Origin of the sequence: Kosmotoga olearia TBF 19.5.1, from assembly GCF_000023325.1 — a bacterium.
In the GTDB taxonomy this organism is placed as follows: domain Bacteria; phylum Thermotogota; class Thermotogae; order Petrotogales; family Kosmotogaceae; genus Kosmotoga; species Kosmotoga olearia.
This window is the reverse complement of sequence record NC_012785.1, coordinates 1,340,106-1,363,197: the sequence shown is the minus strand read 5'-3', so window position 1 is coordinate 1,363,197 and position 23,092 is coordinate 1,340,106. Positions and strand designations below refer to the sequence as shown.

At 38.9% G+C, this 23,092-nt stretch carries 18 protein-coding genes; 13 read left to right on the top strand and 5 right to left on the bottom strand.

The annotated features are described in order from the left end of the window. Window positions 1-16 precede the first annotated feature (16 nt). Both KOLE_RS06445 and KOLE_RS06440 read left to right on the top strand, forming a co-directional pair. The gene (locus tag KOLE_RS06445) at window positions 17-1,681 is read left to right on the top strand and encodes a cytidylyltransferase domain-containing protein (RefSeq protein ID WP_049753260.1); all 1,665 of its coding nucleotides are present in this window, start codon (window positions 17-19) and stop codon (window positions 1,679-1,681) included. Then, window positions 1,653-2,720: an N-acetylneuraminate synthase family protein gene (locus tag KOLE_RS06440; RefSeq protein ID WP_015868631.1), complete on the top strand. Its 1,068-nt coding sequence runs from the start codon at window positions 1,653-1,655 to the stop codon at window positions 2,718-2,720. The genes KOLE_RS06445 and KOLE_RS06440 overlap by 29 nt, the downstream gene beginning before the upstream one ends. A 487-nt stretch (window positions 2,721-3,207) precedes the next feature. Here the strand turns inward: KOLE_RS06440 and istB are convergent, their stop codons facing one another. Both istB and istA read right to left on the bottom strand, forming a co-directional pair. Then, window positions 3,208-3,930 carry an IS21-like element ISKol3 family helper ATPase IstB gene (istB, locus tag KOLE_RS06435; RefSeq protein WP_015868629.1) on the bottom strand — a complete coding sequence of 241 codons (723 nt, stop codon included), beginning with the start codon at window positions 3,928-3,930 and terminating at the stop codon, window positions 3,208-3,210. Then, the gene (gene istA / locus KOLE_RS06430; protein WP_049753259.1) at window positions 3,927-5,366 is read right to left on the bottom strand and encodes an IS21 family transposase; all 1,440 of its coding nucleotides are present in this window, start codon (window positions 5,364-5,366) and stop codon (window positions 3,927-3,929) included. The genes istB and istA overlap by 4 nt, the downstream gene beginning before the upstream one ends. Window positions 5,367-5,701: 335 nt before the next feature. On the opposite strand from istA, the gene KOLE_RS06425 reads away from it, so the two are divergent. From KOLE_RS06425 to KOLE_RS06415, 3 genes are all read left to right on the top strand, one after another. Beyond that, window positions 5,702-6,133 (top strand): hypothetical protein, encoded by a 432-nt coding sequence (locus tag KOLE_RS06425; RefSeq protein WP_041288689.1) that lies wholly within the window; start codon window positions 5,702-5,704, stop codon window positions 6,131-6,133. Next, window positions 6,130-7,128: a type II TA system antitoxin MqsA family protein gene (locus KOLE_RS06420; RefSeq protein WP_083763205.1), complete on the top strand. Its 999-nt coding sequence runs from the start codon at window positions 6,130-6,132 to the stop codon at window positions 7,126-7,128. The genes KOLE_RS06425 and KOLE_RS06420 overlap by 4 nt, the downstream gene beginning before the upstream one ends. A 122-nt stretch (window positions 7,129-7,250) precedes the next feature. Beyond that, complete coding sequence (locus tag KOLE_RS06415) at window positions 7,251-7,943, top strand: transposase (protein WP_015868625.1); 693 nt, start codon at window positions 7,251-7,253, stop codon at window positions 7,941-7,943. 520 nt (window positions 7,944-8,463) lie between these two features. Here KOLE_RS06415 and KOLE_RS06410 read toward each other — a convergent pair. Beyond that, window positions 8,464-10,044: a TIGR04141 family sporadically distributed protein gene (locus KOLE_RS06410; protein ID WP_015868624.1), complete on the bottom strand. Its 1,581-nt coding sequence runs from the start codon at window positions 10,042-10,044 to the stop codon at window positions 8,464-8,466. Window positions 10,045-10,440: 396 nt separating this feature from the next. Between KOLE_RS06410 and KOLE_RS06405 the strand changes: the two genes are divergently transcribed. After that, the gene (locus KOLE_RS06405; protein WP_015868623.1) at window positions 10,441-11,382 is read left to right on the top strand and encodes a UDP-2,3-diacylglucosamine diphosphatase; all 942 of its coding nucleotides are present in this window, start codon (window positions 10,441-10,443) and stop codon (window positions 11,380-11,382) included. Between the two features lie 312 nt (window positions 11,383-11,694). On the opposite strand, the gene KOLE_RS06400 is transcribed toward KOLE_RS06405, so the two are convergent. Next, a complete protein-coding gene (locus KOLE_RS06400; RefSeq protein ID WP_015868119.1) occupies window positions 11,695-12,783 on the bottom strand; it encodes an IS701-like element ISKol8 family transposase in 1,089 nt (362 codons plus the stop codon). A 387-nt stretch (window positions 12,784-13,170) separates the two neighbouring features. Here KOLE_RS06400 and cmr1 point away from each other — a divergent pair, with 387 nt between their 5' ends. The 7 genes from cmr1 to KOLE_RS06365 all read left to right on the top strand — a co-directional run bounded on the left by cmr1 (window position 13,171) and on the right by KOLE_RS06365 (window position 21,542). Then, window positions 13,171-14,406, top strand: coding sequence for a type III-B CRISPR module RAMP protein Cmr1 (cmr1, locus tag KOLE_RS06395; RefSeq protein WP_041288688.1), 1,236 nt, complete (start codon window positions 13,171-13,173; stop codon window positions 14,404-14,406). Beyond that, window positions 14,396-15,469, top strand: coding sequence for an RAMP superfamily CRISPR-associated protein (locus KOLE_RS06390; protein ID WP_015868622.1), 1,074 nt, complete (start codon window positions 14,396-14,398; stop codon window positions 15,467-15,469). The genes cmr1 and KOLE_RS06390 overlap by 11 nt, the downstream gene beginning before the upstream one ends. After that, window positions 15,466-18,186: a CRISPR-associated protein Csx11 gene (locus KOLE_RS06385; protein ID WP_015868621.1), complete on the top strand. Its 2,721-nt coding sequence runs from the start codon at window positions 15,466-15,468 to the stop codon at window positions 18,184-18,186. The genes KOLE_RS06390 and KOLE_RS06385 overlap by 4 nt, the downstream gene beginning before the upstream one ends. Then, window positions 18,173-19,153, top strand: coding sequence for a type III-B CRISPR module RAMP protein Cmr4 (gene cmr4 / locus KOLE_RS06380; protein WP_015868620.1), 981 nt, complete (start codon window positions 18,173-18,175; stop codon window positions 19,151-19,153). Before KOLE_RS06385 ends, cmr4 begins: the two co-directional genes overlap by 14 nt. After that, a complete protein-coding gene (locus KOLE_RS06375) occupies window positions 19,146-19,547 on the top strand; it encodes a hypothetical protein (protein ID WP_015868619.1) in 402 nt (133 codons plus the stop codon). The genes cmr4 and KOLE_RS06375 overlap by 8 nt, the downstream gene beginning before the upstream one ends. Next, entirely contained in the window at window positions 19,544-20,437 is an 894-nt protein-coding gene (locus KOLE_RS06370; protein WP_015868618.1) for an RAMP superfamily CRISPR-associated protein, read from the top strand. The genes KOLE_RS06375 and KOLE_RS06370 overlap by 4 nt, the downstream gene beginning before the upstream one ends. Window positions 20,438-20,849: 412 nt before the next feature. Continuing rightward, window positions 20,850-21,542, top strand: coding sequence for a transposase (locus KOLE_RS06365; RefSeq protein WP_015868617.1), 693 nt, complete (start codon window positions 20,850-20,852; stop codon window positions 21,540-21,542). A 278-nt stretch (window positions 21,543-21,820) separates the two neighbouring features. On the opposite strand, the gene KOLE_RS06360 is transcribed toward KOLE_RS06365, so the two are convergent. Continuing rightward, a complete protein-coding gene (locus KOLE_RS06360) occupies window positions 21,821-22,744 on the bottom strand; it encodes an aminoglycoside phosphotransferase family protein (RefSeq protein WP_015868615.1) in 924 nt (307 codons plus the stop codon). Window positions 22,745-23,092: the final 348 nt, after the last annotated feature.

Sequence of the window (23,092 nt, the reverse complement as noted above, 5' to 3'; positions counted from 1 at the left end):
GCACATGTGGTTTGACATGTTGATCGCGGTTATCCCAGCTCGAGGTGGATCCAAAGGTATTAGGCGAAAAAATCTTAGATTGCTTAATGCAAAGCCCCTAATCTCTTATGTTCTTGAGGCTTCTATTGCTTCAAGAAAAATTGATGCTGTTATCGTCACAACAGATGATTACGAGATAGCGGAATACTGTAAACAATTCAACGTGATTATTCGCGAGAGGCCAAAACATCTCGGAAAAGACTCGGTTCCTCTTGATCCGGTAGTAAGCGATTCTGTTCAATGGTTTGAAGAGCATTATAGCGCTAACGTTGAAACTGTGATAACGATTCAGCCAACCTCACCTTTGATCACTTCGTCCCTTATCGATGAAGCCATTGATAATTTTTTTGCTCAAGACCTTGACTCGTTGATAAGCGTTGTTGACAATACCCATCTTGGTTGGAAAATCGAAAACAATGAACTTAAACCAGATTATAAAAAACGGCTGAATCGTCAGTGGTTACCAAAAAGATTTAAAGAGACAGGAGCTTTTGTTATCAGCAAAAGAGAAATAATTAATTCAGGAACAAGAATCGGGGGAAAAGTGGGAATCTACGAAGTTCCGCTTGAAGCTTCTATTGATTTAGATTCTCCAAATGATTGGTTACTGTGCTCAGCTTTGCTCAAGAGATTGAGTGTCAAATTTGTTGTTACTGGAAATAGTAACACTGGAATGGGACATATTTACAGAACACTAACTCTGGCAGATTTTTGGCTTGGGCATAATATAGAATTCATATTATACCAATGTTCTTCGAAAGCGAAAAAAATTATCACCGAAAGAGGATATAAGCACAATGAGGTTGTCACACTAGAAGAGATTATAAAATATATTAAACCTTTTGATATAATTATAAACGATATATTAGATACGGATTCTAAATATATTGAAAAACTTATTTCGAAAGGTTGTTTTGTTGTCAACTTCGAAGACTTAGGAACTGGTGCAGATCAAGCTAATTTAGTAATTAATGCATTATATGAAAGATTTGATCCACCATTTTCGCATAGATATGGATACAAATATGTATGTCTTAGAGATGATTTCCTTCTTCAAGCCCCCAATACTTTTTCTGATTGTGTCCGGTCTGTATTGATAACTTTTGGTGGAGTTGATCCAACTGATCTAACTTTTCGCACCTTAAAAGCCCTCGAAAAAATTGATCCCAAAATCAATGTTAAATTAGTGATTGGCCCATCATATAGAGCTATAGACAAATTAGGACAATATATAAAGGAGCATTGGGGTAATAGGAATCTTGAAGTTATGCGTAACGTAAAAAATATGGCAAAAGTGATGAGGAATGTTGACCTCGCTATTACTTCAAATGGTAGAACTGTATATGAACTTGCTGCTATGAGAATCCCTATGATCAGCATAGCTCAGAACGATCGCGAAACGATGCATCTGTTTGCAAGATACTCTGAAGGTATAAAGTACTTGGGAGTTTCTTGCAATGTCGACGAAGAAACAATCTACAAAAATGTTGTTGAGTTAATTAATGACTCAAGTAAGCGAAAAAAAATGTTTGATAATTTACCATATAAGGAAATAAGGCGAGGAATTTTTAATGTAACTGATCTGATTGAAAGCGAATACAGGAGGTGGAAGCATGAAAGAGATAGTAATAGGGAATTTTAAGATTATTAAAGGTTCACTGGAAAAGCCCTACATTATTGCTGAGGCTGGTGTCAATCATGAGGGAGATATTGAAAAAGCAAAGCTAATGATAATGCAAGCTTCTGAAGCTGGGGCTTCAGCAATTAAATTCCAAACATACAAAGCCGAAAAACTTGCTTCGAAATACTCACCATCATATTGGAATACTAACAAGGAACCAACAAGAAGTCAGTACGAGCTATTCAAGAAATACGATAAATTTTGGAAGAAAGAATACGAAGAGTTGGCAAATTACGCAGAGCAATGTGGCATAGATTTCCTTTCTACACCTTTTGACTTTGAATCTGCGGATTTTCTAGAACCATTGATGCCTGCCTACAAGGTCGCTTCTGCAGATATAACAAACATTCCTTTTCTTAGACATATCGCTAGAAAAGGAAAGCCTATTCTTCTCTCAACTGGTGCTTCTACAGTATCCGAAATATGGCAGGCTATTGAGGCTATAAAGGAAGAAGGAAATAACCAAATTGTCTTACTTCATTGTGTTTTGAATTATCCAACCCCAATAGAACGAGCAAATATAGGCATGATAAAAGACATGGTTAACAAGTTTCAAGACTATATTATCGGGTATTCCGACCACACGCTTCCAAATAAAATGGAAAAGGTTCTTACAGCAGCGTGGCTTCTTGGTGCACAAGTTATAGAAAAACATTTCACATTCGACAAAACATTGCCAGGGAACGACCATTATCACGCTATGGACAAAGAAGATTTAAGCCGTTTTGTTAAGTTGTTGGATGAATACAAAGAATTTCTTGGCAATTTTGAAAAACACTATATAAAGGAAGAAGAAATTTCTAGACTTAATGCGAGACGTAGTCTCGTAGCCAAAAGATTCATTCCTGCGGGCAAGATAATAGAAGAAACCGACATTGAAATAAAGAGACCAGGAACAGGAGTTTCGCCTTTGCTATATGATAAAGTGATCGGTAGCAAGGCAACTAGAGATATAGGTGAAGATGAAATTCTTCAATTTGGTGATTTTCGTATAGATTGATTACTTTTGGCAATATAAAATTTAGTTCTTGAATGTAAAAAGTCAATAGGATTTTGGTTCTTCCGAAAAGTATATAAATCAGAGTGTGAGAACCTTCGGCCTCAGTGGTTCAAACAAGCATTTTCCAAACATAATTCTCTTGACTCTGTCTGCTTTATCATAGTTTTTTGTCCCTACTTCGATTCTACTCTTTTTCACTGGTTAAATCAGTAAATTTGCGGGAAGAACCAGAAATCTATTGACTTTATACATAATATTAAAAGAATCGAGCTAGTGGATCATAAGATTGCTGAAAAACAAGTGATTAAGGAGGAAAAAAATGAAGGTTTTGTCAGTTATCGGAGCGCGTCCGCAATTTATTAAAGAGGCAGTAGTGGGAGAACAATTGAGGGCACGTGGAATGCGTGAAATTCTTGTACATATGTTTTTGGCAATATAAAAATCCAGCATTCGGAAAAATAAAAAGCCAGCACCCGGGGTAAAAAAATTAAGCCTTAATACTCGAATGTTCCAATCGATAACTCTTGCCTGTAAACACCAGTAAATGGCAATGGTGGATCAATCTGTCTATTATGGCACTGGTGAGTTTCTCATCGTAGAATATCCCATTCCATTTGCTGAACTCAAGGTTCGTTGTGATTATTACGCTGTTCCTCTCATATCTTTCCGCAATCACTTGAAATAAAAGTTGCGCTCCTTCTCGGTCTAAAGGTATGTAACCCCATTCGTCGCATATGAGCAAATCTGTCTTTCTGAGTGTCTTCAAGAATCTCTTCAATGTTCCGTTGCTTTTTGCTTCCACAAGTTCGTTTACCAGTGTGGCCGTTCTGTAAAATCTGACTTTCTTTTCCCGGTTACAGGCTGCGATACCTATGGCTGTTGCCATGTGTGTTTTTCCTGTTCCTACAGGACCATACAGTATTAGGTTCTCTTTCTTTTCCAGAAACCTCCCTTCTTGTAGTTCTTCCAATGTTATACTCTTGGGTATCTGTACGTTTTCAAAACTGTAGCCTTCGAAGGTTTTCATTACCTCGAAATTTGTCTGTTTTAGGTAACGATTTTTACGTGATACCCGTCTGTTTTCAATCTCCAGCTTCAGTAGTTTCAGAAGGAATTCCTCGTTGGTTTCTGCCTGTATCTTTTGGTAATTTTCCACTATACTTTTTCCCAATCTCAGTTCTTTGCAGTATTGAGCGATGAGTTCTTTCATTTCCTTTCACCCACCAGGGAATCGTATTCCTTAAAATCGGTTGTGTATGCTTGTAATCTCGGTACTTTGTTCCCTGTTTCAAAGGGTGATGGTTCTTCCTGGATCAACCGTCGATATGAGAGGAATATTGTCTCAGCAGTGCAACGTTCGCTCTTCTGACTTATCTCCAGCGCACGTCTCGCGGTTTCCATATCTGTTTCACGTAGCATTTTGACCAGCAATTTCAGGCTGTTTTTCTTTTCCTGGTAATCACAGGATTCAAAGTATTCTTGCCAAATAGGAGGTAATTCCCTGTAAAATCCTGTGTATTTCAACGCACGCGGTCTTCTGCTTAAGGTCTCAAGGTATGGATACCAATTCAGAGATTGGAGGTTGTGTCCGTATAACCTGGGGTGTTTTACGAGCACTCTGTAGTCTTCATCCAGTATCTCTATTTCCGATGCCCCTATCTTCAACCACACTTCTGTTTCAGCATGTTTTGGTGACACGGAGTATCTGTTGTTTTCAAAACGAAGCATCCCATACTTGTCTGTCTTTGCTTTCTGTACCCTGGAAATATCCAGAGGTTTTTCGTTGAGTAAGAGCATCTTTTCCTTCTCTTCTAAAAATAGTTCTTTAATGTTTTTTCCCTTCTGGTAATGAGGTCTTTCCATATCTTTCTCCGAGAGGGTTAAGAGTTTTTTGTTGTAATCTTCAAGATTCTCTATCCTGGGAATGGGAACAAAGAAGTTTCGTCTGTTATATCCAACCTTGTTCTCCACATTACCCTTTTCATTACCCCGACCAGGATTACAAAACACAGGTTCAAACCCATAATGTTGACAGAATCTGTAAAACTTCTCCGTTACCTCCCTTTCCCCTCCATCCAGAATTTTTTTCACCACGGGAGATAGGTTGTCGAACCATATACGCCGAGGCACCTTTCCAATATGTTCGAATATGTTCTTCAGTCCCTCAAGCAAACATTCAAGGTTTTCCCCTCTAAACAGTTGAAAATATCCTCCGTTGCTGTATGGAAAAGAAAGGTTCAGATAATGCAGTGTTGTTCCCTTACCCTTTTCAATAAACTGAGCATGACCGAAATCCGCTTGCGCCTCACCACCAGGGTGGTTGAGTGGTAAATAACCTTCGTTGGAATATAATTCCTTCTTTTTCCTCCTCACATATGCCCTCACGGTACGTTCACTGAGGGGGAAATCTGGATATTCCTCACACAATCTCCTGTAAATCCTTCTGGCAGTGTGTCGCTGTTTCGCTTTGACTCTTTTGTCTTCTTCCAGCCATTCATCTATTTTGGGCTTGTACGGTTCGAGCTTGGAAGTCTTCTTTCTGCGTTGAACATACTCGTTGAAATCGTCCATTTCGTCATATTTCTTCACCGTTCTGAAGTCATGACCCGTCTCGTTGGCTATGCTTCTCTGTGAAAATGGGGACAGACACTATTTTTTACATTATCCTCATTAATGAACAGCATCCCCACCTTTCCTATTGACTGAAAAAGTGCGAACTTTTTTAATGCCGTTTTTTGAGAGTCGATATTCAAAGTTTTCTGGTTTCTCTGTCTATTTTATTTTACTTTTTTCATCTTTTATAAACAATATTTGGTACATATATTCGCAATATGTTACAATTACAAACGCTGTTAATCGTTTTTTAGTAAGTGTTCGCGCCCAGCCAAAAAACAGTAATAGGAAGAGATAGTGTCTTTGTCCATAGAGAAAATTAAAGTTGACAAAGTTGATAAAACAAGGATATAATAGGGGTGATTCCCTTGGATGAGATAAAAAGAAAGCTATTTGAACATTGCAAAGCTTTTATCCAAGAAATAATCGAGAACAGAGAATGTGATATTAGGCTTTTGTACGACGCCAAGAAAAACGTGGATCTAATGATGGCTTTTCATAAATCCGGTATTTTAGATAGATATGATGTTCTCGAGGCAACTTGGAATGTTGCCAGGAAGTATGAACCCGATGATATAAGAAATGACTCGGAACGAGAGAGTAATATAGTGCTTATATGGGAATTTTTACCCCTTGATGATATTCTTTCTGAACTGGATCTTTTACCTGAAGAGTTTGATGCCCCAGCGAATTATGCTTCAAATAATCATGTATACTTCAAACTTAGTTTCAGTATTCCCGAAAGAGTTATCTGTCTTTCGCTGCATTTACCGGAATATGGTCCCGGGGAGGCGGGATGATGAAATGTCCAAAGTGTGGTAGAGAGTTATATAAAAAACAAATAAGGGAAAAACAGAGTTTTAAAGGGAGGGAAGTTGAACTTTCCTATAATGTTTTTGTATGCCCTCAATGTGAAGATTCTTTTGTAGATTCTGCTTCTCTGGAACAGGCCTGGAAAAAGGTCTGGGATGACTATGAAAAGGAAAATCATATACCTTCACCTGAGACATTGCGCGAAGCCAGAATGAAACTCAAATTAACCGCCGAAGAGCTTTCAAAGATAATAGGAAGAACCAAGTCTCTAATTTCCAAGCTTGAAAATGGTTCGCGTAGATTATCCGAATCATTGCTCAAGATATATGAGAATCACATAATTCCTGGTGGTGATGATTTCGCGCAACTTCTTGATAAGGCTGTACTTGATGGAAGAATCGCAATGGAGGAGAGGAACCAGTTTTTGGAGAGAATGGGGATATCAAATAGAACTTTACTTGATCAAGAAATCTTGTCAGAACACGGAGATCTTCCTTCCGTACTGAACGGTTATACAGTATTCGACGGCGAAAAACTTTGCGCATGTGTAGCAAAAATAATGGCTGTTCAAAAGTCTTTAGACATGATGAAGCTGCTCAAGCTCATGTTCTATGTTGACGCGGAATCTTTTGTGAAAACCGGTAAATCTATTTTTGGATTGCGATATAAGGCTAACATATATGGTCCAACACCTTATAACTACGACATTATCCTTGGATATCTCAAGAAAAAGGGCGTTATTTCAGACAACCAAGATAAAGAACATTTTTTGGACTACCGTGAATACAAACCAGCTAAAGTTATTTCAAAAGGAGAATCTTTAATAATCGATTCTGTCTTAAAGACTTATGGAAAATTAAGTTCAAGGAAATTATCAGAATTGACTCATGATGAAAAGTGCTGGAAAGAAACTGAACGAGGGAAAATAATTAGATTCAATAAAAACATGATCCAAAGCAGAATTCCGATCAAAGTTTTATAAAAGAGCTGCTTTGCAGTTGGAGCGGAGAAAAATAGGAACGGAGAAAAATAGGAGAAAAATAGGGACAGACTCCAATATTTTATGGTATGATCGGGTATCTTGGTTGCCAGGTGGTGGATGAAATGCCAAGAAGCGCGAGGGTTGTTCTCGAGGGTATTGCTCATCATGTAACCCAAAGGGGAAATTATCGTCAGAACATCTTTGAGGATCCTGAAGACAGAATCAAGTACCTTGAGCTCATTAAGGAATATTCAACCAAATACGGGCTCAAGATATATGCGTATTGCCTCATGACCAATCATGTTCATTTTATCGCTGTCCCTGAAAGAGAAGATTCTCTAGCCATGGCTTTTAAGTACGCTCATATGAGATACTCACAGTATTTCAACCGAAAACACCATAGAACAGGGCATCTTTGGCAGGGAAGATTCTTTTCCTGCCCTCTCGATCATGAACATGCTATTTCGGCCGTCAAATATGTTGAGAGAAATCCCGTGAGAGCAAAGATGGTTGAACTTCCCTGGGATTATGAATGGTCGAGCGCTGGAGTACGTGTAAAAGAAAATGGGGACACACGGAGGGAAAGTCCTCATTTTCTTCACTTAAGCGATTTGTCAGATTTTGGATTTAACTGGAATCCTGACGGATGGAAAGAATATCTTGGATATCCGGATAGTAATGATTTTCTTTCTAATATACGAAGGAATACTTCTACTGGAAGACTATTTTTTAACGACGAAAAAATTGCTAAATTTGAAGAGGTTTTGGGCCTCCCACTGAAAAGAAGGCCAAGAGGCAGACCAAAGAAAAGGTAATGTTTACAAGGCTTGGCGCTGCACGGCGGACGCGAACTGCTCGTGGTTGTCTCGAACTCGTGATAAGAATACGAGAATCTGGTAAGCACGCTGACGCGAGATCGAGTAGGAGGGGGGGAATCCCCCCTCCTACTCGATAACTCCTTCGGAGTGGGTAAAGATAGTCATTCTGGAAATGTTTTATCCAGAATCTTGTTTTTTAAGAACGAGATCCTGAATCAAGTTCAGGATGACACGCAAAGGGGAACCCAGCTTTGCTGGAGGTAAGACTGATAAAAACACTAGAATCTGAAAATCGGGATCCGGTGTTCGAGATTCGAGAGAACAGCTTCGCAGTGATATGCGCCTTCGGCAGAATAAGAAAATCAAATTTGCTCTCGTTATCTTGTCTGATACCAATGAAGAGTAGCATCAATGAGATATCTAAACATAGGAGCTTGACCTATTCCAAGATATTTTTCAAGCACTCTCTTGACCCACAAATTCTGGGCTGAAACATAATCGTGGTTCGTTTAGCTCTTCATACTACATCAATTTTGGCCTTGGCAACTTTGTAGCCCATCATTTTCAATGTCTTTTCGACTTGCCTGAAATTTAGCAAACTGAAAAAGGGTAGAGATTTGCTTAATGGTTTATCAGACTTGTCGATGATGGCAAAGACTACAGTATAGCCTTCCGATTTTATTTTGTCATTAGTATCCGGGAGATAGTCATCAGGATTCTTTTTCTCTTTCTCAATACGATTTCGAGCCTCATTAAGAAATCCAGCATCGGATAAAAGCGCTTCTGCAGATACCTTCCCTTGTGAAAAGAGATGACTAAGCGTAGAAGATCGTCCTCGCTTTTTCACATGTATGAGCATGTGATCTTTGGTAAGAACGTCGCAAAGTTCAATTCTTGATCTGGCATCTGTACATTTAATGAGCTTTTTATCAAATAGAATAGCGTCTCCAATATTTTTGGCTAATTTTTCATTGTATTGGTCTTCGCGAAAATCACTTTGACAGCTAATAAGCTGAACATCTTTAATCTTCTCAATGCTTTTGGTCACTTCTTTGGCAAAGCTTGGTTCAATACAGTACCAATTTCCCATTGTAAGAACATAGCGTTTATCTTCGTATTCTGTCTCATATACAATACATTTCGCCAAACTCCATCTCATATAAATACCATTTGTATCACTTTCAAACGCATAGATGTTCTTGTTTTTAAGAGTATCAAAGTTTATTTCGTCTGTTTTTTTCTTTAGCTCTTTTATGGCTTCAACAATGTCTAACTCTGTATACCTAAATGAATTTTTCGAGAAATAGGCGAAGGATTCGATCCTGTCAGGTTCATAGATTTCGGGTATTGCAAGATGAAATGCTTCATACTTCTCAGAATTCAAATCATCGACGAGTTTTTTCTTGAGCTCTTTAATTTTCGAAGGATCTTTTTCCTCTCTTAGATTGTCTACCCAGTCGAAGTTCTCTTTGTAAGAATCACTTTCATATAGCTCCAAGATCTTCTCCAGAAGTTCTTCAAGATCTCTCATCGTGATCTTAACTAATATATGCAATGAATCTTTTCCCGTTATGGTTCTTCCCAAGACTTTTCGATATTCTTCCTTTGGATGTCCAGTCACGGCTCTCAGGATATCCCGAGAAACATCTAAACCGAATTCCTCTGTTGGAGATGCTATGCTCGTTTGAGACCTAGTATGCTTTGTGATGTTCTCTGTTATTGCAGAGTCAATGCTTTTGATCTTGGTGGGATCAACGGTGTTAAGAACGGTTTTCAAACCAAAATCTCTCACGAAGCATTCTTCTTTTAGCATATTTCTTCCATATCCAAAAGAGAGAATGAACATACGCTTTTCTACATTAACAAACAGCAGTGCACTGTTAGCACTGTTTATTACTTCTGTTAGTTCCTCTTCCAAAGCATCATTAACAAATCTTACCCAACTTGGAGTTGTACTACCCTTTGTTATGGCAAGTTGTCCACTAATGATTTTCTTATCAAGATCTTTCCAGATGAATCGCTCGGGTTTGTTAACCATAGATCTAGGATCACTATAGCCTTGCTTTGCGAGAAGGATGTTCAACTTACGAGTTTTCAACTGCCTCACCTCCTATAAACGAAAACGGGACATAATGAGAAAAACAAGCGTGAATATCCCATTTATTACTGCTCTTTCAAAATAAGAATTTGAAGCCTTCTGTTTTCGCTTTTTCTTCATTCTACATTTTTACCTTTTATAAACAAAGTTTGGTACATATATTCGCAATATGTTACAATAATAGATGGTGTTAATTGTTTTTTTAGTAAGTGTTTGTATGCAAATAAATAATAGTAAGAATAAGTGATAAGCCTCGAGATTGGGTAATACTTATTTTAGTAAGCGTTTGTATGCGGATAAAGAACAAGAATTAGAACCTAACAGAGAGAAATTGGGGTAACCACTCTTTTTGGTATTTCAGAAGGAATATTCAAAAACACAACAGGGGGGTATAGTATGGGGAACATAGTTATTGTAAGTGATTTGCATATTGGTGATCGTTCAAAAGCAGATGATTTTTTCACGTCCGGTAATTATCTAGAATTTATTCGTTTCGTGAAATGGATTGAACAAAACGATAGCATAGACAAACTAATTATTGCTGGAGATCTTTTTGAACTTTGGCAATGTAAAATCGAAAAAGCCCTTCAAATGTACATAGACGTATGGAAAGCATTTATAAGACTTACTAAGTCAAACAAAGAAGTTATTTATGTTCCGGGAAATCATGACTCTTTACCCTTTGCTAAGCTTGCATATAAGGCTGCACCATTTCCAATAGGGTCGCTAAAATTAACTGATCAGACAGATCTCGATCAGAAAAAGAAGCTCATCTTTCCATACTATATGGAGTCAAATTTATGGATCGAACATGGTCATCGATTTGACAAATACAATCACGCAAGCTCCGAATTAGCAGGAGGTTCAAAGGGATTGCTTGGAAGATTTATTGCTAAAGTAGTCGGCATTGCCGAAAGGTCTATTTCTAAGGATATTGACGAAAAATTATGGGACATTTATGAATCTACTAGTGAAGTATTTAGATCTCTCAAAGAAAAGCTCACTAATCCATTTTATCAAGTTGCTGATAATATTCAGTCCTATATCACACCATCTAGCGATAAATATCAAGGCAATCTTGAAGAATATGCGGAGGGAGCTTATAAGCTAGGAGAAGATGTATTGAAAAAATCCAAAGATATTTCTAAGGTGTTTATAGTTTTTGGACACACACATAAACCTCTTTTGAGGAAAATCGATAATCATATAATTTATGCCAATGCAGGTTCTTGGGTAGAAAAAACAGCTACATTTTGCCTGTTTGACCCATCAACGAACTCTATTAACTTGTACGAGTGGAATGACGGCAAAGCAATGAAGATCGATCAGTTATCGTAAAACCAAACATACATGCTACTCACTCGAAAAATCTAATAAAAAAGAGTAAAGTCGAAAAATGGTGCCTTTGGGATTGAAGCGTTGATGACAGAAATTTTCTATAGGCAACTGAATTTGGCAATAACCAATCAAATCAAGGAAAAATAGGGACAGACACCAATATTTGTAAGGGCCGAGTTTCGAGTGATGAGTACTTCAAGGACCGGGACAGTAATAGGGACAGACACCATTTTTATGGTAGAAAAATTTTGCTTATAGTTAAGAAAACTCTAAAAGTTTACGCTATTCCATGATCCCAAACTATGCACTTAGCTAGATAAACCCAGAGAGAAAACAAAAGAACGATTCGGGATCACGAACAAATAAAGCAAATAGGGAAAATAAAGCTTTTTCCAGATGGTACTGTTCTATCTGCCGTTCAATGAATTCTCTGAATCCTATCCGGTCTTTGACATTCAAATAGTATCTCGCTATCATCATCGCTGTGAAGTAGAGAGCTACAAGCTCCGTGTGTTTTTCAGTGGAACGCTGTGAGTAAACCTGTGTTTTCAGCCCCAATAGACCTTTTGCCTGCTTGAAGTATTCTTCCACAGTCTCTCTTTTGCTGTAATGATTGAGTATCTCATACTCTGTCATGTTCGTGTCGCTGCAAAGAATGATTCTCGTTTCGTCAGCACTGTTGTCAATGACTATCTTTACCTTTGCTTGGTAGCTCGGAACTCTCGCAATAAATGATGTGACTCCCTTAGTTTTTTTCTTGAGCTTTGAAAGCAAGAAGCTTTTTCCGTCAATCACAACCTTGAGATTGGTTCTCAGCCTGCCGATTATAGTCGAAGCAGAATTGACAACCTTTGCAAATATCCTGCCGCACATAATGGCTCCATCTACAAGGACAATGTTGTTTTCAAGCTTCGAGTACTCAAGAATGGAGATGAGTTGCCCTGTGAAATCACCCTTTGTTCTTTCTCTTGTAACCAGGGGAAAAAACAGTCCGTTCTTTACATATAGTACAGATGAGATAAGCGAGATACTGTTTATTACCTTCTCTGCTGTGGAAGAGTAATACTTGCCAAGGTTCTCTATCTTTGAGCCATACCTCTCAATAACGGTCTCATCCAATATGATGTATTTGGGTTCAAGACCATTGTTAGAAAGAAAGTTTTGGATGAAATTCAATCTGCTGCCTGTGAGCTCTTCAGTGGTAACCATGGTGTTTGAAAGCATTCGTGAGAAAGATGACTGAGAATGCCCCATTTTCCTACCGATTGAACTGAGGCTTTTGAAATGAGATATGGCAAGGCCTCTGGTGTAATCGAGCAGCAGTGTTTTGTGCTCAGACCTGGGAAAAGAAATCTCTTCACACATAGAATTTAGAAGTTGTGGTATATTAGTTGTGGGCATGGGAAACCTCCATATGTTGTGTTTGGCTTCACAACTAATTTACTAGGTTCCCATGCCTTTTTCAATGACCTGTATTTCCTCTTTCTTCTAAGTGCATAGTTTGGGATGATACTATGTATAAAACTCTTCGAAAAGCAAAATATTCCCCAGATGACCTCCCCATAGTTCAAAAACGTATAATTTGACCTACTGGAAGGGCAATGTGAATCTATCTCTACTCAATACAGAATTTCCTGAAAGTTTTTGTTGACTTGAACACCAAAGCAACTTCAATGAGAATAATTGGCTGAATTCATTTGACAACAAGGTGAGGATTGTTTATAATATGTAACAGGATAACACGTGCAATAAAAAGATTCTTCTGGTTTCAACCGTGGGGGTGTAAAGATTAACTTACAAATAAAAACTCCTATCTGGACGGGTGATATTGATACAAAGAGTGATACCATTCAACCAACCGGTGTTACTGGTTCACTTCGCTGGTGGATGGAAACTCTCATCAGAGGAATGAATGAATTTGCGTGTGATCCCACCGACGAGATAAGATGCCCCAACAACAATGAAGGGAATTACTGTCCTGTCTGCCTGATCTTCGGTGCCAGAGGAAGAAGAAGATTGTTCAGATTAGAGATAAATGGAGGAAAGAAAATCTCTTTCCCGGGAAATAAAGCTATAAACATAAAACCCTCCGGCCGTTCACATGGCTGGTTTTTGGGACCTGGTATCGTCGGAAAATTAGAGATTAAAATAATTTCTCTTGATGAAAAATTCGATGAAACTCTCATATTAGTACCGCTACTCATCGCTTCAAAATGGGGGGAAATTGGAGCAAAGACACAACTTGGGTACGGCGTAGTTGAACTGACAAATCCTTCGGACGTTGACTTTCATGATTTTAGGGGAGCTCTTGAAAAACTTTTCTCAAAAGATGCAAAACGTCAAAAATCAAATAGCCTCGGTTTTCCAAATCTCAAAGAAATGTTTTTTGCAAAAGTTCAATTCAGGGCACGCGGAGATTGGTGGAAGAAGATAAACGGAGTTGAAAAAAGCAAAAAAGCGGTAGAAGAATGTCTTCGTAATAATTTCTTCCCCATAGCTCCGGTGATCAAAAACTGGCTGAGATATGGAAATGGAAAAGAAATCTGGAAAATCGGAGGTCAAAACACAAAAGGTTTGGAAAACTGGTTGTTTGGAACCAGTAAAAGTGTTTGCCCGCAGTGTTATAACGGAGTAACTCCGAAAAATGGGGATGGAGATAAAATTTTTAAATGCGCAAATTGTAAGCGAGAATTCAAAAAAGAAGAAATTATCGAAAGAAGCGCCTCAAAGATAAACATTTCCTGCGCTTATAAAATAAACAGTGATCTCTGGGAATTCAGACTCTGGGGATGGATTCCAGAAAACGACACACCCCAAGGGTTTAATCGAAATGCTTTTCTGGATGCTCTTAAAAATGAGCTCAATATGAACAATCTAGCGGAAATTCTTGGTGAACGGGCGCAGAACCATCAGCTTGTTGTGTGGAGAGAATTCCAGACAAAAAGGGATACTGTGAAGTTGTATACAGACATAGAGGAATTCATCCAGAGCCTTCTGAAAGGAGAAGGGGAGAATGTCTCATGATTTTTATGCTTACTATCAAACGAAAGACAAACAGGATTTCGATCAGCTTGCCAATGGTTCTGAAAAATACGACGATATTGTAGATACGTATCAAAGAGTCTTACTTCTTTCCACAGCTTATTATAAGAGCAATATTGTTAATCATGCGAAATCTGGTCTAAAAGCCATTTTGCATTCTCGTGGATTTTACGGTCAATACATTCACTGCAGGCTGGATGAAATAAAACTACTTGGAATAGATTCGAATATAGATATAACTTTCTTACCAAAAGGAAGCTGGGTTCTTGAATTTCATATAGGATTGGAGAAACCCTTTCTGTCGAGAGATGATGTTCCACTTTACATCATCGATAACCCTGTAAAGAAAGACAATGTCTTTGCAATACCCTTCACCTCTGCCACCACGTGGAAGGGAAATTTACGATGGGCGATGATGAAAAAACTTCTTGAAGAGAACAAAGACAATCCAGAAACATTTGCGGAAATGAGGTTTCGCCATACGTTACTTTTCGGAACAGAAAAGGGATGGGAAGAAACACCAACAGGATGGACCGAATACCTGGATAGGATGTGTCCCGGTGCAAGAGAATTCTACAGAAAAAGATTAGTAAAGATGTTCGATAAAAGCGACTCCAAGGCAGAAGATATTCATGTTGAAGGAATGCTTCATTTTTATCCCACCTTCTGGAACAAAATCGATCTGATGGTGATCAATCCCCACGATAGAAAAACAAAAACTGGCAAGAATCCCATTTATTTTGAAGTCGTTCCTGAAGGAGCAAAGGGCATATTCCGTTTACTCTATGTACCATACCACTGGCTGGGAAACAATGACGAAAAACTCAAAGAGGAAGTTTGGGAAGATCTAAGCCAGGTTGTAGCTGGCCTTGAAGCTATGACGCTCGAGTACGGATTTTCTGCGAAGAAAACGATTGGTTTTGGGAAGATAAAAGATAGATGGGACAAAGGTGCCAGCAGGCTTGAGGTAAAAGAGTTTTTGTCTGCTTTGCAGTTTTCAAATTTTGATGAGCTAAAAGATATTGTGGAGCGTGGGAAAAAATGAGCATTCTTAAAATAGTGGAAGAAAACAGAGTTCCCATCTTACTCGCTGAGATAGGGGCGTATTTACACGATCTGGGAAAAGCAACAAAGGATTTTATAGAGGGTAACTCAAAAGAAGCAGGAAACCAACGTCCCTCTCATACCCCTCCTAAGCTTTTTCCTGACGAACTCAGAAAAATCCTATCTGAAGTCAAGATAGACGTGCTAAACGAAAAAGCATCAATTATGGATTTCATAGAACACCATCATAATAGAGAATTGGAAACCGTTCCTAAGCTCGTTGCGTTGATAAGTGCCGTTAATAATGGATTCGACGGGATAGATTCCGGAGTAGATAAAGGAAAAGTGGAAAGCAAGCAGAGCAAAGAGCATACTTTCATCTCCAGTGCGTTTGGATTTGAAAACTATAAGATCGAGATTGATGAAATAGACCGCATCAAAGAGGAAATGTATAGGAAAATTGAAGAACATCTAACAAGATTTCAAAAAAGCTCTAATGACATTGAAACGCTGTATAAGGTAATTTTCTGTACAAAAAAGTATTATCTTCTATTTCTTGGTGAGACCAGGCGACCTGCGAACGATGTAACATTATGGGATCACTCGTATTCCGTTGCAACAATGATGAAGTGTGCGGTGGCTCAAGAATTTCTGAAGCCTGAAAATACATTCGACCCTCTTCATTTTGACTGGAAAGTTTTTGCTGTGAATTTCGATGTTCTTGGACTTCTAACTAAGGGGATAAAAATAGGTGACATAAAGGGATACTGGAAGAGTGTCGAAAAGATTTTCGAGGAAGTCAAGAAAATGATAGAGGTCACATATCCAATAGGTAATGAGATCTTTCGTGATACAAAGGGTATTTATTTCCTGACCGCTGCTGTGGAGTTACACGAATTGAAAGAAGAGATCCTGAAAAAGATAAGAGGAATCGAACCGGAAATAATGGCTTGTATTACGGAAATACCTCTTGAAACGAAAATTCCTCCCGAGGAACAAGGCGATAGGAAAACAATTGAAGCGAAGAAGAAAGAACTCCTGTTGAAATCCATCCCGGAAGCCAGAAAAAAAGCTTTAGAGCGAGTTTCTTTTCCTGCTTACTCGGAGGGATTTCCATGCAATGAGTTTGGACCTGAGAATAACAAAGAAGTATGTCCGATTTGTAGGTTGAGAACAGTAGAAAGAGGTAAAGAAATATGCAATCACTGTTTAAACAGAAGGACCAATCGTTCACAGGAATGGCAAATGGACCCGAAAAGTTCCATCTGGATCGACGAAATCTCTGATCACAATGACAGAGTAGCTCTCGTAGTAGGGATGTTCAAAATAGATGAGTGGTTGAACGGAAGTTTTATACAAACGCTTACGTTTAACGAACCCTCTACCGAAAATGCTAGTAACCCCAGAAACAATGATGTTAGAAAGCATCCGTCCCCTGCTCGCATAAGGAGAGTATGGGAGACTACGGAAGAATTCATCAGGGAAACTGTTTTTAAAGGGATACTAAACAACTATGAATATCCAGCTTTGAGAAAACAGCGCATAGAACTAGAAATAAACCCAAATCCCAAGGTTCCTGAGGGTTCAACTTGTGACATATCTATAAGTGGCGTTAGATTCAGCCCAGTTTGTGTCGACAGTGTAAGGGGGCTTTTTGTTACTACGATAAATCTTGAAATCTTGAGCAAATTCGGAAAAACGGTGAAAGAAATAGCAGAAGCACTTTCCGGCCAGAATATAAAACTGAAAACAGAACCAGAGAAAAGCTGGAGGGATTTCAGGATTGCAAAGGCGAAACCAGCAGACGACAAGTATCAGGATTATCTTCCTTACATAAAAATCTATGACTTTCCAGATCAATTCATGATACTCGTTCCTGCATATGAGACTCTCGACATTGCAGAGAAGATCGTTGAAGAATACGAAAGACAATTTTCCAAAGTACGAGATAGATTGCCCTTGCATCTTGGAGTCATTGCCTTTCATAGAAGAACACCGCTTTACGTGGTGATGGATGCTGCAAAAAGACTGCTGAAGAAGTTTGAATCATCAAAAACCATAGTGGTTGATGTGGAGAGAGTTGAAGATATGAAAGATCCGATATCAGGAATGAGTAAGAAGCTATTGCTGAGGGTCAACAAAAGAAGGATTCCCTTGAAGTGGGTTGTTTCATACTCCACAAAAGATCCAGACGTAGAAGATCTGTGGTATCCATACTTGAGGCTTTGCAACAAAGGGAAACCAAATAGAAAGCTTTGCTTAGATTATACGGGCAATGGGAATTACGTTGTGCACATCAAAGAGATAAAAGAAGGAGACGAATTAGAAATAGAACCTTCCTATTTCAAACTCTGCTACATAGAGGAAGCTTCAGATAGATTCTATGTGGATGAGAATTTGAAATTTCTAGACGATATCCATGAAATTCAGAATTTGTGGAAAATAGTTGAACGTAAACTAAGATCGAAAAAATGGACTATTTCACAGCTCTACGCTTTTTTGGAAGAACTTGAGAAAATCAAAGAATACAATGGAGAAACCTTTGAACAGTTTTTAAGATCGAGTCTTATCAATATACTGGATCTTGATGATTCTTCGAACGAATACAACCTTTTAAAAACGTCAGTTGAAGACAGTTTATTTGAACTGTGTCTCTACTGGAATCTTCAAGTCAGAAAAGAGAAAATAGGAAAGGGGGATCAAAATGAGTCCTTGTGAATCCAATATTTACAAATTGGAAACCTATTACGCGATAACCATTGATCCAATACATGTTGGGGTGGGAGGAACAAGACTAGAAAGAGTGGATCTTTCCATAGTACGGGATCCTGCTACAAGACTTCCGAAAATACCGGGGACAAGTATAAGTGGACCCGCACGAGCGTATACTGCTCTTGCAACGGGGAAGTACAGATGGAAAAAGGACAAACAGGAATATTCCTGCGCAGGAAGAGGCGGAGAGGGTGGCGAAAAACATTGTGGAATAGTCAATCCCGCGTGCCCCGTGTGTGTTTCATATGGTTTTTCGAGAGGTTCTGGTAACAGCATGCAGGGTCTTGCGCAGTTTTTTGATGCACACATCCTTCTTTTCCCTGTTTCGTCCATGATAGGACCTGTGTGGGTGACTTCTCCATTGGCATTAGAGTTGGATGATGTCAATTTGTCAGACGATAAATTCTATCCTTTGGGAGAACAAATAAAAAACAGAGAAAGACTCAATTTCGGCTGGATCATGCTGGAAAAAGAAGAGAATAGTCAAAAGGAAGCGAAAGAGAAATTGGATGAAGTCAAAGGTGTGCCACCTGGTCTTGTGGCCCAAAGGGCAGTTCTTGTCTCGGACGCGCTTTTTCAAAAGATTGTAAACAGTAATCTTGAAGTGAGAACGTCAGTGAGTATCGATCCCGATACTGGTACTGCTGAAGAAAAAGCACTTTTCACTTATGAAGCGATACCGCGTGGTACCATTTTAAAATTCGCTATCATATACAATTCGGGTAAATATTTCAAAGTTGGTGGTGAAGAACTGAAAACAGAAGATGGAGGAGACGTTGGAATAAACTGGGTGAAAGTTCAGGTGGAGAAAGGCTTAAAACTTTTTGAAATCTTGGGAATAGGTGGCATGAACACGCGTGGAATGGGAAGAATGAGGGTGCTGAACTTTGAAGGAGTGAGAGGAAATGTGTGAGGAAACTAAGAACATCGACCAAATCTGTGCAAAATATAGTTTTGAAATTACAAACAGAATGATAGATGATAAGCACACCCCAAAAGAAGTTCTGAACCTCATAACCAAAGCCCTGAGTGTTTTACAGCAGCAGGGATTATATGCACTCGGTTTATTCTGCATGGTTGAAAATGGAACGAAGCAGATTCTTGATAAATCCATAGAAATACTGGGTGAACTCAAACTTCTGGAAAATTCCTCGGAGGAAGATAAGCTCTTGCAGATAAGCAAGCTTTCAGAGAAGATACACGATTTGATGTTCGCTATTGAGGTTATCGAGAAAACTTTAATATACGCAAGATATCATGCCAAAGCCAGGGTAAAAGAGTCTAAAAATCAAGGTGAGGAGAAGTGAGCTGGTTTCTCTATTCTGTAACCTTCCGGCTGAAATCACCTTTGCACATTGGATATCACAAAATCATGCATCTCATGCGAACAAGACTCTATGTTCCTGGAAGAACTCTTTGGGGTGCTGTGACGGTAAGACTTGTGCAGAAAACAGGTAAAGGTGACTATAAAAAAGCCGGGCAGTTTTTGAAAGAACAGATGAGATTTGGATATCTTTATCTTTCAGATGGAGAAGAACTCTTTATTCCTAAATATACGGAGGAAGGTTTAAAATTCGGTGGAGTCTCTTTGTATGAGTTTGAAAAAAAGTGTGTTCATTCCATATCAACAACCTCCATAGATGCATACTCTCTATCCGCAGAAGAGGAGACCCTGCATCATCTTGAGCATATAAATCCTTACAGTATGGATGATTCTTCTCCTTTGTCTCTTAAGGGGTTGCTGTGGGTGAAGAAACTCGAGAGCTTTTCTGAACAGGACGATGATCTTTCACTCAAATATGAAGGTGCTCGGCTGAAACTCTCTGAACTGATTCAGTTTCTACAAGTAGGTGGTGAGAGAAAGTACGGATTCGGGAGGATAGAGTTGTCGAAACTAAAAAGGGTAGACGATACAAAACTGGAAACAGAGGGATTTTATGGTGAATGGAGTGAAACTAAGGAGTCCGTAAATGTGATTATAATAGCGGGAAAGCCTGTCTGGGCACATGTTGAATGTGTTCCACCTTTGAAAATAGAAGGCGAGATAGAGATTTTCACGGGAAGAGAATGGGATAACAGAAAAGGAGCAGGAAGAGCTATTTCCTCCCCCGGTCTTTGCTGGGTACCTGGATCCGTTGTGAAAGAAAATACTAGGTTTGAGGTAATGAACTCAGGAACATGGCGAATCATTATTTGACCTCCACCCCGTATTAAAGTACGGCGATTGTTTCGTACGGAGGTTGCTCAAGGAGCCTTATCCGTACTGAATTGGCCAGAACCGGGTCTGTTAGCAATTTTGTGTAAACTCCCTCCGAAATATGAGAAAATAACAAAAAGCTAAGAAAAATAGAAGAAAAATAGGGACAGACTCCAATATTTGTCAGTACATAAATCCAAGCAACCACAGTGGGATTACATTCCCGTGAGGTAAATCTATATTGTCGCGTATTACGTAATCAGCTCTCTTTTTTGCTTTATTTTTTCCACCCACTTCAATAACTACGCCATCTACAAGAAAATCTCCTACTTCTTCATTCTACAAGAAAATAGGGACAGACACCAATATTTTATGGTATGATCGGGTATCTTGGTTGCCAAGTGGTGATGAAATGCCAAGAAGCGCGAGGGTTGTTCTCGAGGGTATTGCTCATCATGTAACGCAAAGGGGTAATTATCGTCAAAGTGTTTTTGAGGATCCTGAAGATAGAATCAAATATCTTGAATTCATTAAGGAATATTCAGCTAAACATGGGCTCAAGATATATGCGTATTGCCTCATGACCAATCATGTTCATTTTATCGCTGTCCCTGAAAGAGAAGATTCTCTAGCCATGGCTTTTAAGTACGCTCATATGAGATACTCACAGTATTTTAATCGAAAACATCATAGAACGGGACATCTCTGGCAGGGAAGATTCTATTCCTGCCCTCTCGATCAAGAACATGCTATTTCGGCTGTTAAATATGTTGAGCGAAACCCCGTAAGAGCAAAGATAGTTGAATTTCCCTGGGATTATGAATGGTCGAGCGCTAGGGTACGTGTAAAAGAAAATGGGGACACACGGAGGGAAAGTCCCCATTTTCTTCACTTAAGCGATTTGTCAGATTTTGGATTTAACTGGAATCCTGACGGATGGAAAGAATATCTTGGATATCCGGATAGTAATGATTTTCTTTCTAATATACGAAGGAATACTTCTACTGGAAGATTATTTTTTAACGACGAAAAAATTGCTAAATTTGAAGAGGTTTTGGGCCTCCCACTGAAAAGAAGGCCAAAAGGCAGACCAAAGAAAAGGTAATGTTTACAAGGCTTGGCGCTGCACGGCGGACGCGAACTGCTTGTGGTTGTCTCGAACTCGTGATAAGAATCCGAGAATCCGAGAGTCCGAGAACCGAGATAGCCGCTGCGCGGCAGACACGAATCCCTTCGGGATTGGAGCGAACTCATTCTGAGTTGTCACGAACTCCTACGGAGTTGACCCGAACTGCTGCGCAGTTGACATTACTTAAAATAAGAGCTACAGTCTCAGAAAATGGGGACAGTCCACTGCGGTATAGTCCCCATTTTCTTAAGATCTTAATGTATCTTGAAGCCTGGCATTTTTAGGTTATCCATCAAGTTTCTTCCTAATGAAAAAATTCTATCATTACCAACACTAGCTCCATATGTTATATCCGCTATAGCCATTTTAACGCTTACAATTTTAAGTTGCAGTTGTTTTTCCTCACTATTTTCTAATCCATATCCCTCAAACAAAGCTTTCCTTAACTTGGGTCTATTTGGGGTATACCTTTCAATCACTATTCCAAAACTGTCAACATCAATCCCCCAAAGCATATTTTCAAAATCTATAAAACCAGTAAACTTACCATCCTCATCAACCATCCAGTTGTTTTGTGAAAAGTCCCAGTTTGTAGGAACTGGCTTGCTATTTGCAAAGACATCACTATGCTTCATACACCATTTAACTAATTCCTTATCACTATTATTAAATAATCCTTTATCATATCCTGATTTCAAAATATCTTCTAATGCAGAATTAATATAATCTACGGGATCCGTTTTTGCCTTACTTTCAAGAGGTGAACCATCAATCGCAGGAATACCAAAATATGTACCTTTAAAGTTGTTATGTAATTGCTTAAGTAATTCTCCAGCTTTATAGTAAATTGGTTCTAATATATCCTCGTCATTTATTTGATATTCATTTACTGTCTTTCCATAAATTGGGGTAGTAATTATTCCATAAAAATTATCATCATTAAAAGAATGTATAAGTCTAGGGGCATATTCTCCAAGTATATGAGTCCAATTTTTATATGCATAAACTTCAGGACTCCACCGACTTAATCTGTTATGAATTTTAATAAACATTCTTTTATTGTTAGCATTAATTTCTAAAACGCCTGTTCTGTTACTACTATTCCTATGGTCTTTTATAATTTCAAATTCCCCTACCAATGAATTTACAATCCAAATAACCTCTTCATTAATAATCATTTTTCTGTTCCTCCTCTATTTTTATTTTAAACCACTAAAAGTAGCAGGATCAAGAGATGGCGCCTTGAACTGAGAAAGAGTGCGACTGGCTGTGCCAGTGGTGCGAACTCCTGATAAGAATCCGAGAATCCGAGATAGCCGCTACGCGGCGGATGCGAATCCCTTTGGGATTGTTACGACCGGCTTCGCCGGTGATACGAACTCCTGATAAGAATCCGAGAATCCGAGAGTCCGAGAAGGCGAGAGGGCCGCTATGCGGCGAAAGTGCTGAGCTGCGCTCAGGAGGCTCACGAGGTTGAGGCTTGCGGACGCTGACAATTGATAATGCGACGCTTGCAGATTGATTCT

Coding starts and splice junctions, on each gene's coding strand:
- KOLE_RS06445 (WP_049753260.1), top strand. CDS start 17: ATGTTGATCGCGGTTATCCCAGCTCGAGGTGGATCCAAAGGTATTAGG.
- KOLE_RS06440 (WP_015868631.1), top strand. CDS start 1,653: ATGAAAGAGATAGTAATAGGGAATTTTAAGATTATTAAAGGTTCACTG.
- istB (WP_015868629.1), bottom strand. CDS start 3,930: ATGAAAGAACTCATCGCTCAATACTGCAAAGAACTGAGATTGGGAAAA.
- KOLE_RS06420 (WP_083763205.1), top strand. CDS start 6,130: ATGATGAAATGTCCAAAGTGTGGTAGAGAGTTATATAAAAAACAAATA.
- KOLE_RS06415 (WP_015868625.1), top strand. CDS start 7,251: ATGCCAAGAAGCGCGAGGGTTGTTCTCGAGGGTATTGCTCATCATGTA.
- KOLE_RS06405 (WP_015868623.1), top strand. CDS start 10,441: ATGGGGAACATAGTTATTGTAAGTGATTTGCATATTGGTGATCGTTCA.
- KOLE_RS06400 (WP_015868119.1), bottom strand. CDS start 12,783: ATGCCCACAACTAATATACCACAACTTCTAAATTCTATGTGTGAAGAG.
- KOLE_RS06390 (WP_015868622.1), top strand. CDS start 14,396: ATGTCTCATGATTTTTATGCTTACTATCAAACGAAAGACAAACAGGAT.
- KOLE_RS06385 (WP_015868621.1), top strand. CDS start 15,466: ATGAGCATTCTTAAAATAGTGGAAGAAAACAGAGTTCCCATCTTACTC.
- cmr4 (WP_015868620.1), top strand. CDS start 18,173: ATGAGTCCTTGTGAATCCAATATTTACAAATTGGAAACCTATTACGCG.
- KOLE_RS06375 (WP_015868619.1), top strand. CDS start 19,146: ATGTGTGAGGAAACTAAGAACATCGACCAAATCTGTGCAAAATATAGT.
- KOLE_RS06365 (WP_015868617.1), top strand. CDS start 20,850: ATGCCAAGAAGCGCGAGGGTTGTTCTCGAGGGTATTGCTCATCATGTA.
- KOLE_RS06360 (WP_015868615.1), bottom strand. CDS start 22,744: ATGATTATTAATGAAGAGGTTATTTGGATTGTAAATTCATTGGTAGGG.